The organism is uncultured Winogradskyella sp. (genome assembly GCF_947495255.1).
Lineage (GTDB): Bacteria > Bacteroidota > Bacteroidia > Flavobacteriales > Flavobacteriaceae > Winogradskyella.
Genome location: NZ_CANLYI010000012.1, coordinates 19,388 through 32,559, shown reverse-complemented (window position 1 = coordinate 32,559; position 13,172 = coordinate 19,388). Strand labels below are relative to the sequence as shown.

13 protein-coding genes and 5 tRNA genes are annotated in these 13,172 nt (G+C 32.4%); all 18 read left to right on the top strand.

Annotated features, from left to right (window positions below):
- Positions 1–33: 33 nt before the first annotated feature.
- The 18 genes from Q0807_RS17485 to rplK all read left to right on the top strand — a co-directional run bounded on the left by Q0807_RS17485 (position 34) and on the right by rplK (position 13,167).
- Positions 34–1,305 (top strand): DUF2851 family protein, encoded by a 1,272-nt coding sequence (locus Q0807_RS17485; RefSeq protein WP_299112261.1) that lies wholly within the window; start codon positions 34–36, stop codon positions 1,303–1,305.
- 102 nt (positions 1,306–1,407) lie between these two features.
- Positions 1,408–1,635, top strand: a complete 228-nt coding sequence (locus Q0807_RS17480) for a PspC domain-containing protein (protein ID WP_299112259.1) — start codon at positions 1,408–1,410, stop codon at positions 1,633–1,635.
- A gap of 6 nt (positions 1,636–1,641) precedes the next feature.
- Entirely contained in the window at positions 1,642–2,664 is a 1,023-nt protein-coding gene (locus tag Q0807_RS17475; RefSeq protein ID WP_299112257.1) for a TrkA family potassium uptake protein, read from the top strand.
- A 95-nt stretch (positions 2,665–2,759) separates the two neighbouring features.
- On the top strand, positions 2,760–4,631 hold the full coding sequence (locus Q0807_RS17470; RefSeq protein WP_299112255.1) for a sodium:alanine symporter family protein: 1,872 nt from the start codon (positions 2,760–2,762) through the stop codon (positions 4,629–4,631).
- A 20-nt stretch (positions 4,632–4,651) separates the two neighbouring features.
- Entirely contained in the window at positions 4,652–5,539 is an 888-nt protein-coding gene (locus Q0807_RS17465) for a helix-hairpin-helix domain-containing protein (RefSeq protein ID WP_299112253.1), read from the top strand.
- Between the two features lie 13 nt (positions 5,540–5,552).
- Positions 5,553–6,719, top strand: coding sequence for an acyl-CoA dehydrogenase family protein (locus tag Q0807_RS17460; RefSeq protein ID WP_299112251.1), 1,167 nt, complete (start codon positions 5,553–5,555; stop codon positions 6,717–6,719).
- Positions 6,720–7,009: 290 nt separating this feature from the next.
- A complete protein-coding gene (locus Q0807_RS17455) occupies positions 7,010–8,389 on the top strand; it encodes an alpha-amylase (protein WP_299112249.1) in 1,380 nt (459 codons plus the stop codon).
- Between the two features lie 111 nt (positions 8,390–8,500).
- The gene (locus Q0807_RS17450) at positions 8,501–9,391 is read left to right on the top strand and encodes a tyrosine-type recombinase/integrase (RefSeq protein ID WP_299112247.1); all 891 of its coding nucleotides are present in this window, start codon (positions 8,501–8,503) and stop codon (positions 9,389–9,391) included.
- 81 nt (positions 9,392–9,472) lie between these two features.
- Complete coding sequence (gene raiA / locus Q0807_RS17445) at positions 9,473–9,775, top strand: ribosome-associated translation inhibitor RaiA (protein ID WP_299112245.1); 303 nt, start codon at positions 9,473–9,475, stop codon at positions 9,773–9,775.
- 114 nt (positions 9,776–9,889) lie between these two features.
- A tRNA-Thr gene (locus tag Q0807_RS17440) sits at positions 9,890–9,963 on the top strand.
- A 74-nt stretch (positions 9,964–10,037) separates the two neighbouring features.
- A tRNA-Tyr gene (locus Q0807_RS17435) sits at positions 10,038–10,119 on the top strand.
- Positions 10,120–10,254: 135 nt separating this feature from the next.
- Positions 10,255–10,327, top strand: a tRNA-Gly gene (locus Q0807_RS17430).
- Positions 10,328–10,393: 66 nt separating this feature from the next.
- Positions 10,394–10,465: transfer RNA gene (locus Q0807_RS17425), tRNA-Thr, on the top strand.
- Positions 10,466–10,533: 68 nt separating this feature from the next.
- Positions 10,534–11,721, top strand: a complete 1,188-nt coding sequence (gene tuf / locus Q0807_RS17420) for an elongation factor Tu (protein WP_299112243.1) — start codon at positions 10,534–10,536, stop codon at positions 11,719–11,721.
- Positions 11,722–11,783: 62 nt separating this feature from the next.
- Positions 11,784–11,856: transfer RNA gene (locus Q0807_RS17415), tRNA-Trp, on the top strand.
- Between the two features lie 44 nt (positions 11,857–11,900).
- A complete protein-coding gene (gene secE, locus Q0807_RS17410; protein WP_157364682.1) occupies positions 11,901–12,095 on the top strand; it encodes a preprotein translocase subunit SecE in 195 nt (64 codons plus the stop codon).
- A 19-nt stretch (positions 12,096–12,114) separates the two neighbouring features.
- Positions 12,115–12,660, top strand: coding sequence for a transcription termination/antitermination protein NusG (nusG, locus tag Q0807_RS17405; RefSeq protein ID WP_299112240.1), 546 nt, complete (start codon positions 12,115–12,117; stop codon positions 12,658–12,660).
- A gap of 66 nt (positions 12,661–12,726) precedes the next feature.
- Complete coding sequence (gene rplK / locus Q0807_RS17400; RefSeq protein WP_299103073.1) at positions 12,727–13,167, top strand: 50S ribosomal protein L11; 441 nt, start codon at positions 12,727–12,729, stop codon at positions 13,165–13,167.
- Positions 13,168–13,172 lie beyond the last annotated feature (5 nt).

Below are 13,172 nucleotides of genomic sequence, written 5' to 3'. Positions count from 1 at the left end.
TTTTATCAGTAAAATTTTTATTATTTTCGATAAATGCAAGAAGATTTTCTTCACTACATCTGGAAACATAAAGCCTTTAATTCAGCATTGTTAAAAACAACTAAAGCAGACGTTGTTTCTATTTCTCAACTCGGTCAGCACAATCATAATGCTGGTCCAGATTTTTTTAACGCACAGTTACATATTGGCGACCAACTTTGGGCTGGTAATGTAGAGATTCATATAAAATCTTCGGATTGGTATGTGCATAATCACGAAACAGACAAGGCCTATGATAATGTAATTCTACATGTGGTTTGGGAGCATGATACAGAAATTTTTAGACAAGATAATTCTGAAATTCCAACCGTAGAGTTAAAGCATTACGTAGATTTAAACTTAATCCACAATTATCAAAAACTACTACAATCTAAATCTTGGATTAATTGTGAATCTAGTTTTGCAGAAGTTGATGATTTCTTAATAAGTAACTGGCTAGAACGTTTGTATATAGAACGTTTAGAGCGTAAATCGGAAACTATTCAACATTTATTAATAGAATCAAATAACGATTGGGAAGCTGTTCTTTTTAAAATGTTATTGAAAAATTTTGGTTTAAAAGTTAATGGAGAATCATTTGCTAGTTTATCAAATTCTATTGATTTTTCAATTGTAAGAAAACTTCAAAATGATGTTTTAGATTTGGAAGCATTGCTTTTTGGACAAGCTAATTTATTGTTTGATAAAACTATTGAAGATGCTTATTGTATAGATTTAAATCATCGCTACGGATTTTTAAAACAAAAATTTAAACTTAGTAATCAAGGTGTTGTGCCTTTACAGTTTTTTAGGTTGAGACCACCAAATTTTCCAACTATTAGATTGTCGCAATTTGCTAATTTATATAGTTTAGAACAGAATTTGTTTTCCAAGGTGATGCAATTCAATACAAAAGATGAATTTTATAAATTCTTTAATTTAGGAGTTACGAGTTATTGGTCTACGCATTATACGTTTTCAAAATCGTCTAAAGCTTTTAAAAAACTATTAACAAAATCCTTTATAGATTTACTGATTATTAACACACTTATTCCTTTAAAATTCAGTTATGCTAAAGCTCAGGGAAAATCAAGTGAAGATGATTTATTTCAATTAATAAAAGAAATTAAAATTGAGAATAATAGTATTGTATCTAAATTTTTAGATTTAAAACCTTTAGATAAAAATGCTCTAAACTCACAAGCGTTATTGCAATTAAAAAAAGAATATTGTGATAAAAATAAATGCTTGCAATGTGCAGTTGGCAATAGCTTAATTGTGAAGTAATTTAATTAACTTGCGGTATAAAACGAGCGTGTTAAAAGATTTATCGCCTAAGGTGTGATAAATAGCGAACAACATGTGACAAAAAAAGAATCAAAAACAAACATGAATAAGTCTCACAACTTACTATTATATTTTCAAAAGCGTGGGTATTATGTTTGTCAACGTATTGCGGACCGTTTAGGGATTAGAGCAAAAATAGTAAGAACTTCATTTATGTATCTCACCTTTGTAACATTAGGTTTTGGTTTTGCACTCTATGTTTTTCTGGCATTTTGGATGCGAATTAAAGATATAGTCTATACTAAACGTTCTTCGGTTTTCGACTTATAATAAACAATGGATAATCCGCTTTTAAGACTTTATAGATCTAAGATTTACACAGCAATAATGATGCTTGTGTTTTTAATGGCTATCGGTATTTTGGGATATAGATTTATTTCTGGTTACGAATGGCTAGATGCCATCTATATGACAGTTATTACAATTACAACTGTTGGCTTTGCAGAAGTTAATCCTTTAGATACACAATCTAAAATTTTCACAATATTCCTAATTTTAGCCAGTGTAGTTATTGTAGGTTATGCTATATCTATTATTACTGAATACATTCTAAGTAGAAATAATTTTGAAGACATAAAACAACGTAAAATGCAGAAGAAAATTGATGCCATGACCAATCATATTATTATATGCGGTTATGGTCGTAACGGTAAGCAAGCTGCTAAGAAGTTATTAGCTTATGACAAACCCTTTGTTATTGTTGAACGAGACAAAGAGGTGATTGAAAAATTTCAAGATGATAATATTCCTTTCATTTTTGGTAATGCCAATGAAGATGAAATATTAATAGAAGCAGGTATACAAAAGGCGACGACATTAATTAGTGCTTTACCAAGTGATGCAGATAATTTATTTGTGGTGCTTTCTGCACGTCAAATAAATAAGGAGATGTGTATTATAAGTAGAGCATCTCAAGAAACTTCTTATAATAAATTAAAATTGGCTGGTGCAAATAATGTTATTCTACCTGATAGAATTGGTGGTGATCACATGGCTTCTTTAGTGGTAATACCAGATTTAATAGAGTTTATAGATAATCTAGGAATCGTTGGCGAACGCAATATTAATATTGAAGAAGTCAAAGTAGAGCAACTTTATAATTTAAAAGAATTAAAGACAATTAGTCAACTCGACTTACGAAGAAAAACAGGATGTACAGTCATTGGTTTTAAGGATGATAAAGGTGATTATATTGTTAATCCTGAGGCTGATACTATTTTGATTCCTGGTTCTAAAATTATTGTTTTAGGTAGACCAGAACAAATAAGAAAACTTAATTTAGAATACAATATTGGTTAATTGAAGAAACCATTTTAACGTCTTAGACTTTAAAAACTCAATATTTTTTAGCATCTTGTCAACTTTAACTAAAAACTAACTAACAAATACTACTCATGAAGAAATATCTTCTATCATTTTTTGCGCTTATACTACCCTTATTAAACTTTGCTCAAGAGGCTCAAGAAATTGGCATTGATCAAAAAATAGACAATGCTTTTGGGAATGCTACAGGATGGTTTGTTGAGGGGATATTTTATCAAATCCCTTTTGGAGAAGTAGAAAATAAGATAAAAGTTGATTTAGATGTAAGCAACAAATTCGTCACTAATTCAGATGGTGATAACGTTTTTGAATCAGAAAAAGGCATTTCTTATATGCTTAAAAATGATTCAATATTTATTAATAAAGTTTCCATGCCCAAAGGGCGAGTTGCTGAAAATATTGAAGTAATCACAAAAGGTATTTCAGCTACTATTGTTGATGGGACGTTTGCTATTTCTAGCAATGATATAAAAAATGTATCCTCATTAGAGATTAAAGCTTTCGCTCCTTTCACTAAAGTATTTTGGGTGTTATTTCCATTAATATTAGGAGCATTATACTTTACCTTATATTTTAAATTCATAAATTTTAAAGGATTTTTTACCTCAGTAAATATTGTAAGAGGAAAATACGATGAATTAGATCATCATGAATCTTTAGTTGGTGCAGGTGATTCTACGCCAGGAGGAGATAATATAGAAACTATTGCTGTAGAAGATCATGAAGGCGAAGTTTCACATTTTCAGGCATTAACTGCAGCCTTATCGGCAACTGTAGGATTAGGAAATATTGCTGGTGTTGCTATTGCAGTATCAGTTGGTGGCGCAGGTGCAACGTTCTGGATGATTGTAGCAGGTTTTCTTGGTATGGCTTCTAAGTTTGTAGAATGTACACTTGGTGTAAAATATAGAGATATTGATGAAGATGGTACCGTTTATGGTGGTCCAATGTATTATTTAACAAAAGGTCTTAAATCCAAAGGGCTTGGTGGTTTAGGCAAAGTATTAGCAGGAATTTTTGCTGTGTTTGTTATTGGTGGTTCTTTTGGAGGAGGTAACATGTTTCAAGTTAACCAAGCAGCTCAGTTATTTGAGCATATGACAGGTGGTGAAGAATCGTTTATGAACGGATACCGTTGGGTATTTGGTTTAGTCATGGCAATTTTAGTAGGTATTGTAATTATAGGTGGTATTAAGAAGATAGCGAAAGTTACAGATAAAATTGTACCATTTATGGTCGTAATATATGTTGCTGCTTCATTATTTGTAATCTTTGCTAACTTTAATATGGTAGGTGATGCTTTTGTACAAATATTCAATGGAGCTTTTAGTCCAGAAGGTGTTGCAGGTGGAGCAATTGGTGTATTAGTGCAAGGGTTTAGAAGAGCAGCTTTTTCAAATGAAGCAGGTGTAGGTTCTGCATCTATTGCACATTCAGCAGTAAAAACAAAATATGCAGCTTCAGAAGGTTTAGTAGCTTTATTAGAGCCTTTTATAGATACGGTTGTCGTTTGTACTATGACAGCTTTAGTTTTAGTAATTACAGGAAATGTAACTTCTGCAAACGCTGGTTTAAATGATGCAGATGCTATTTTATTAACCTCTGGTGCTTTTGAATCTGTAATTTCATGGTTCCCTTATGTATTAACAGTTGCAGTTGTGTTATTCGCGTTTAGTACAATGATTTCTTGGTCTTACTATGGTTACCAAGGTTGGGCTTATTTATTCGGAAGAACAAAAAAGACAGAGTATGTTTATAAAGTATTGTTTTGTTTATTTGTAATAGTAGGTGCTTCAATTAGCTTAGGTTCTGTAATTGGATTCTCAGATGCAATGATTTTTGCGATGATGGTTCCAAACATGGTTGGTTTAGTTATTCTTGCCCCTAAAGTAAAAGCAGAGCTTAATAAATATATGAAGGCGATAAAAGCTAAAAAAGCATAAATCATTTTAATAAGTATTATATGAAATCCCATTTCCAGTTTTCTAATCAACAACGGAATGGGATTTTTTTATTGTTGGCACTTATTGTAATTGTACAATGTTTCTATTGGTTTGTGCCAAATATTTTCTCAATTGCTGCTCAAGAAATTCCTGAAAAAACTAATAAAATTGAAACTTTTAAGAAAGAAGTTGATTCTTTACGCTTAGTTGAAATAGAAAAGAGGAAACCAAAAATATATCCCTTCAATCCAAATTACATTACAGATTATAAAGGTTACACTTTAGGAATGACAAATGAAGAAATAAATAGACTTCATGCTTTTAGAGAAAATAACAAGTGGGTGAATTCAGCCAAAGATTTTCAAAATGTTACTAAAGTATCAGATTCATTTCTAGAAACCATTTCACCATATTTTAAATTTCCGGAATGGGTAACAAATCCAAAACCAAAATATCAAGGGTATAGTAATTCTTATTCAAACTCTAACACACCAAAAACTTTCAAACAAAAGATTGACTTAAACCTAGCATCAACATCTCAATTACAAAAAGTGTATGGCGTAGGAAAAAAACTCTCTGAGCGAATAATTAAATACCGAAGTAAATTTAATGGCGGCTTTATTTCAGATATTCAGCTTAGTGAAGTTTATGGATTATCTCCAGAAGTTATTGAACGTATTAAAAACGACTTCACGGTTAAAACGCCAAGAGTTATTAAAACCTTTAATTTAAATTCCGCAACTAGAGACGAATTAGTGACTATACAATATATTGATTACGAAATTGCCCATCATATTATTGAAGAACGTACACTCAGAGAAGGCTTTAAATCTCTTGATGATTTATTAAAAGTTGAAGATTTTCCTATCAAAAAATTCGATATAATTAAGCTATATTTGTACCTATAACAAACAACAATTTATGTCTAATTTATATTTTACTGAAGAGCACAATTTATTTAGAGAAAGCCTTAGAGGCTTTTTAAAAAAGGAAGTTGTGCCGCATATTGATAAATGGGAAGAAACGGGTCATATAGAACGTTTCATCTGGAAAAAAATTGGAGATATGGGTTATTTTGGCTTGGCAACACCAGAAGCTTATGGAGGATTAGATTTAGATTTATTTTATACTGTAATTTTTCTTGAAGAAATGCAACGCATTAATTCCGGTGGTTTTGCTGCGGCAATGTGGGCACATGCATATTTAGCAATGACGCACCTTAACAAAGAAGGAAACCATGAGCAAAAAGAAAAATATTTAACACCTAGTGCATTAGGTGATGCCATAGGTTGTCTTTGTATCACTGAACCTTTTGGTGGTAGTGATGTTGCAGGTATGCGAACAACAGCAGTTAAAAAAGGTGATACTTATGTAATTAACGGTTCAAAAACTTTTATTACTAATGGTGTTTATAGCGATTATTTAGTAGTTGCTGCTAAAACAAGTCCAGAATTAGGGAATAAAGGTATTAGTATTTTTGTAATGGATAGAGATACACCTGGTATTTCAGCTACAAAATTAGATAAGTTAGGGTGGAGAGCATCAGATACAGGAGAAATTGCTTTTGATAATGTGGTGATTCCTGCTTCAAATATAATGGGCGAAGAAGGTCAAGGTTTCCCTTATATAATGCAGCATTTTGCATTAGAAAGATTAATTATGGGAGTTAATTCTCATGCTAGAGCCGAGTTCGCTTTAGAATATGCAAAACAATACATGTCAGAAAGAACTGCATTTGGTAGAACTATTGATAAATTTCAGGCATTAAGACATACGTATGCAGATTGTGAAACGCAGATGGAAATTTGTAAACAATTTAATTACTATGTTGCAAAACGTTTAGATATGGGCGACTATGTTGTAAAAGAAGCAACAATGTCTAAATTACAATCAACTAAGATGGCGGACGATGTTATTTATCAATGTCTTCAATTTTTAGGTGGTTATGGCTATATGGAAGAATATCCATTGGCACGTATGGCTAGAGATAGTCGTTTAGGTCCAATTGGAGGTGGAACATCTGAAATCTTAAAAGAGATTATCGCTAAAATGGTAATTGACAACAAAGATTATAAACCTGCAACGTAATTCAACGATATAATTATCTTTTAGCGAAAATTATTTTTCGATTTCGCTAAAATGGTAATTGACAACAAAGATTATAAACCTGCAACTTAGATTTTTAATCAGATTATATTTTATAAGTTAAATCATACAAAATTAAAAACCTATCAATTTTTTGGTAGGTTTTTTGCGTTTTATCGATTATTTTATGTGAAAATCTATGATTTATTAACACGAAATCGTTTTCGTAATGTTTTGAGTTTTGTTCAAACTTTATATTCCTTTAGTTTTAGATATAATCAACAATAAATATTATGATAAACTTAAAACGTATTGGAATAGCATTCATAGTGTTATTCTTGTTTAATTGTAGTCAAGAAGAAATAACTTCAGAAGAACAATTAAATCAGCCAACCAAACCAAATATTTCTAACGCAAAAAATGTAGGGCTAAAACCAATTGGTTCTGGCGTAATGATGCAAGCTTTTTATTGGGATGTTCCTGCAGGCGGAACTTGGTGGAATACAGTAAACTCTAAAGTTGCAGATTGGAGTAACGCAGGTATTGATGCTATTTGGGTTCCACCAGCTTCAAAAGCTCAAAACGGACCTTTTTCTATGGGTTACGATCCTTTCGATTATTATGATTTTGGAGAATATAACCAAATGGGAAGTGTTGAAACACGTTTTGGTTCTAGAGCAGAGTTAATTAATATGATAAATACTGCACATCAAAATCAACTGAGTGTTATTGCAGATATAGTAATTAACCATAATAGTGGAGGGGCAAGTGAAGCTAATCCTTATGCAGGTGGAAATACTTGGACAGACTTTAATCCTTTATCAGGAAATTTTTACCGTTCAGCAACTGATTTTCATTCTAATAATGTTCACTCTAACGATAGTGGTGCATTTGGAGGCTTTCCAGATTTATGTCATGATCAAACTTATGTTCAAGATTGGTTATGGAAAAATTCAAATAGTGTTGCAAAATACTATAGAGATGTTATTGGTTTTGATGGTTGGCGTTTTGATTACGTTAAAGGTTTTGAACCATGGGTTGTAAAAGCTTGGAAAGATGAGGTTGGTGGTTTTTCAGTTGGTGAATTATGGGATAGTAATGTTTCTTTATTAGATTCATGGACAAGCTCTGCTGAAGCCAGTGCATTTGATTTTGCTTGTTACTATAAAATGAAAGATGCTTTTATGGGTAATGATTTAAGTGCTCTTAATGATAATATGTTATGGAAGCAAAATGCTTCTAGAGCGGTAACATTTGTAACAAATCATGATACGGACGAAATAACAAACAATAAAATTTTAGCGTATGCTTATATATTAACACACGAAGGTTATCCAACTATTTTTTATAAAGATTATGAAGAATGGTTAAATAAAGATAGTATGAATAACCTTATTTGGATACATAATAACTTAGCTGGAGGTTCTACAGATATTTTACATGCAGATACAGATGAGTATGTTGCAAGACGAAATGGCTATAACAATTCAGGACTTGTAGTTTATATAAATAATTCAAATTCGTGGCAAGAACGATGGATTGAGACTAATTGGTCAAACACCGTAATAAAAGATTATACAGGTCATTCTAATTGGGAGCCAAGAACCCAATCTGGTAAATGGGTAAAAATACAAGCACCTCCAAAGAGTTATTCTGTTTGGTCTGTAAAATAATTCGAGATTTAGAGTAATATAAAAATCCTGCCTTTGTGCAGGATTTTTTTGTTCAAAATTCAATATTTAAACGAACTAATAGTTATATTTAAAGTTCACCAAAAATAATTAATGAGTTTTAAAGCCTTTTCTGATTATCTGTTATTAGAGAAAAAATACTCTAAGCATACAGTGTTAGCATATACAAGAGATATTGAGAATTTTCAAAAGTTTTTAAGTCAGCATCATGAAAATGAGAATTTAGTAGAAGTTGGTTATTCAGAAATAAGACAATGGATTGTACAATTAGTTGATAGCAATATTTCTAACCGAACTATAAATAGAAAGGTATCATCATTAAATACGTATTATAAATTTCTGCTTAAAACTGATGATTTAAAAGTAAATCCATTAAAAAAACACAAAGCTTTAAAAGTAGGTAAGAAGGTTCAATTGCCTTTTTCTCAACAAGAATTGAAAACAGTATTGGAAACTTCTATTGAAGTTAATGATTTTGAAAGCGCCAGAAATCATTTTATAATCGAATTGTTTTATGCTACTGGTATCAGACGCATAGAGCTGGTGAATCTGAAATTAATAGATGTAGATAAAGGTAATAATCAAATAAAGGTTTTAGGAAAACGAAATAAGGAAAGATATATTCCTCTCATAGAATCTCTATCAAAGTCTTTAAATAGTTATTTAGAGTATCGAAGGCATTTGCCTGCAATAGAAGATAAGCAGAATCTTTTTTTAACAAAAAATGGTCTTAAAATTTATGAAAAGCTTGTTTACAGAATAATAAATAAGTATTTTAGTGAGGCATCAACGAAAGCAAAATGTAGCCCTCATGTATTAAGGCATTCGTTTGCAACGCACTTACTAAATGAAGGCGCTGATTTAAATACAGTTAAAGAACTTCTTGGACATACAAGTTTAGCAGCTACGCAAGTTTATACACATAATAGTATAAGTGAATTAAAAAAAGTACATGCAAAAGCCCATCCAAGAAACCAACGTTAAGCTATTGCTTAAAACAAGAAATTAATAAATCGTTGAGTTAAATATATATTTAACTCAAATGTTTAACTTAAAATAAGATATATGAAAGTAAACACTCAATCCGTCAATTTTACAGCAGATAATTCGCTTATTGAATTCATACAGAAGCGAATGGATAAATTAGATATGTATTATGATAAAATAATTCAATCCGATGTTTATTTAAAAGTTGAGAATACTAGCGATAAAGAAAATAAAATTTTTGAAGTAAAATTAAGTGTTCCTGGAGATAGTTTTGTTGTAAAAAAGCAATGTAAATCCTTTGAAGAAGGCGCAGATGCTGCGATTGCGTCTCTTGGAAGACAGATTAAAAAACGAAAAGAAAAATTAAGAGCACATAGTTAGATAAATTTTTTTCAAAAAATGTTTTGAATAATTAAATATTGTCTTACATTTGCAGTCCGTTAGAAATAGCGGGCTTTTTTTAAGTCAAATTTTGACCATAAAAAAGTAATAAAAGCCGATGTAGCTCAGCTGGCTAGAGCAGCTGATTTGTAATCAGCAGGTCGTGGGTTCGAGTCCCTCCATCGGCTCTTTAAAAGTTTATTTTTTTTTGTTTGAAAAGAGATAAATTTTTATAAATTTGAAATCTTGAATTTTGATTTTTGGGGAGATACTCAAGCGGCCAACGAGGGCAGACTGTAAATCTGCTGACTACGTCTTCGCAGGTTCGAATCCTGCTCTCCCCACAAATATTTTTCAGTAGTAGTTTTAAAATGCGTACTTTTGCAAAACTATTTAGGAAAATAAAAATATAGATTTATTTGTGGTCTATATTAATTGAAATATTGAAAACCTTTCAGAACGTAAAAGTTTTGATGAATGCGAGAGTAGCTCAGTTGGTAGAGCGTCAGCCTTCCAAGCTGAATGTCGCCGGTTCGAACCCGGTCTCTCGCTCTAAAGTTTACGAGTTAAGATTTAGACTCTTATATCATAATTCGAATCGGCTATCGTAAATGAAAAGCCGGTGTAGCTCAGGGGTAGAGCGTTTCCTTGGTAAGGAAGAGGTCACGAGTTCAATTCTCGTCATTGGCTCTTTTTCTAAGCTCAAATTAGAACAAAACAATTGAACACTAATATTAAAAGAATAAAATAAATTAAACATGGCAAAGGCAACTTTCGATCGTTCAAAACCACACTTAAACATTGGTACTATTGGACACGTAGATCACGGTAAAACAACTTTAACTGCTGCTATTACTAAAGTATTAGCTGATGCAGGTTTATCTGAAGCAAGATCATTTGATCAAATTGATAATGCACCAGAAGAAAAAGAAAGAGGTATAACAATTAATACTTCTCACGTAGAATATGCAACTGCTAATCGTCACTACGCTCACGTTGACTGTCCAGGTCACGCGGATTACGTAAAGAACATGGTTACAGGTGCTGCTCAAATGGATGGTGCTATTTTAGTTGTTGCTGCAACTGATGGTCCTATGCCACAAACACGTGAGCACATCTTACTTGGTCGCCAGGTAGGAATTCCTCGTATCGTTGTATTCATGAATAAAGTGGATATGGTTGATGATGAAGAGTTATTAGAATTAGTTGAAATGGAAATCAGAGATTTATTATCATTCTACGAATATGATGGTGATAATGGTCCTGTAGTAGCAGGTTCTGCTTTAGGTGCACTTAACGGTGAGCAAAAGTGGGTTGATACTGTAATGGAATTAATGAATCAAGTTGATGCATGGATTGAAGAGCCAGTTCGTGATATGGACAAGCCTTTCTTAATGCCAATTGAAGATGTATTCTCAATTACAGGTCGTGGTACTGTTGCAACTGGTCGTATTGAGACTGGTGTAGCTAACACGGGTGACCCTGTTGAAATCATCGGTATGGGTGCTGAGAAATTAACATCTACTATTACTGGTATTGAAATGTTCCGTCAGATCTTGGATAGAGGTGAAGCCGGTGATAACGCTGGTATCTTATTAAGAGGTATTGAGAAATCTCAAATTTCTAGAGGTATGGTTATTACTAAGCCAGGTTCTGTAACTCCTCACTCTAAATTCAAAGCTGAGGTTTATATCCTTAAAAAAGAAGAAGGTGGACGTCATACTCCATTCCATAATAACTACCGCCCACAGTTTTACGTTCGTACAACTGATGTAACTGGAAACATTATGCTTCCTGATGGTGTTGAAATGGTAATGCCAGGTGATAACTTGACAATTACTGTAGATTTGATTAACACAATTGCAATGAACGTAGGTTTACGTTTCGCTATCCGTGAAGGTGGTAGAACAGTTGGTGCTGGTCAGGTTACTGAAATTTTAGACTAAACAAAATAGTTAAATAATTAATTAAGGTGTCTCGATATTTCGGGACGCCTTGATTATTGTTTACGGGTTTAGCTCAGTTGGTAGAGCACTGGTCTCCAAAACCAGGTGTCGGGAGTTCGAGTCTCTCAACCCGTGCATATAGAAATAGGTTATTAATAACCTCAATAAATATAAATCAAATGGCAGGATTAGTAACATATATAAAAGAATCGTTTGAAGAGTTGAAAAACAATGTGTCTTGGACACCTTGGCCAGAAGCTCAGAAACTAACGGTGATTGTAGCTGTGTTTTCAATTATTTTTTCACTAGCTATTTGGGGAGTAGATACTGTTTTTAGTAAAGCGGTAAAAGCTTATTTTGATTTGATACACTAAACAATTATACAAGAAGAAGATGTCTGAAAAAAAATGGTATGTTGTTAGAGCTGTAAGTGGTCAAGAAAATAAAATTAAATCTTACATTGAGAATGAAATTTCAAGATTAGGTTTAAGTGATTTTGTGGATCAGGTTTTAGTCCCAACTGAAAAAGTAATTCAAATTCGTAACGGAAAGAAAATACAAAAGGAAAAGGTTTATTTTCCTGGTTACATAATGGTTCAAGCCAATTTAAGTGGTGAAATACCTCATATTATTAAATCAATAACTAACGTTATTGGTTTTCTTGGTGAAACAAAAGGTGGTGATCCAGTGCCGTTAAGACAATCTGAAGTTAATAGAATGTTAGGTAAAGTAGATGAATTATCTATAGAGGCAGACGCTAATGTAGCTATTCCGTTTACTAAAGGAGAAACTGTTAAAGTAATTGATGGTCCATTCAATGGTTTTGATGGAACAATCGAAAAAATTAATGAAGAAAAGCGTAAGCTAGAGGTAATGGTGAAGATATTTGGAAGAAAAACACCATTAGAGTTAAGCTATATGCAAGTTGAAAAAGTTTAATAATTGTTACAATAAAGAGCGTTATATCTATGCTTCCTAAATAGATAAGCGTATAAACATTAAGAAATGGCAAAAGAAATAGACAAAGTAGTTAAGCTACAAGTTCGGGGAGGTGCTGCGAATCCATCGCCACCGGTAGGACCCGCTTTAGGTGCCGCTGGAGTTAATATCATGGAGTTCTGTAAGCAGTTTAATGCTAGAACCCAAGATAAGGCAGGTAAAGTTTTACCTGTTGTGATCTCGGTTTACAAAGACAAATCATTTGAATTTGTAATCAAGACACCACCAGCAGCAGTACAATTATTAGAAGCGGCCAAAGTAAAGAAAGGATCAGGAGAACCAAACCGACGTAAAGTAGCAAAAGTAACTTGGGATCAAGTAAAAGCAATTGCTGAAGACAAGATGGTAGATTTAAATGCCTTTGAAATCGGATCAGCTATGAAAATGGTTGCCGGTACAGCAAGATCGATGGGTATCACTGTTAAAGGAGGAGAAGCTCCAAACTAAATTTT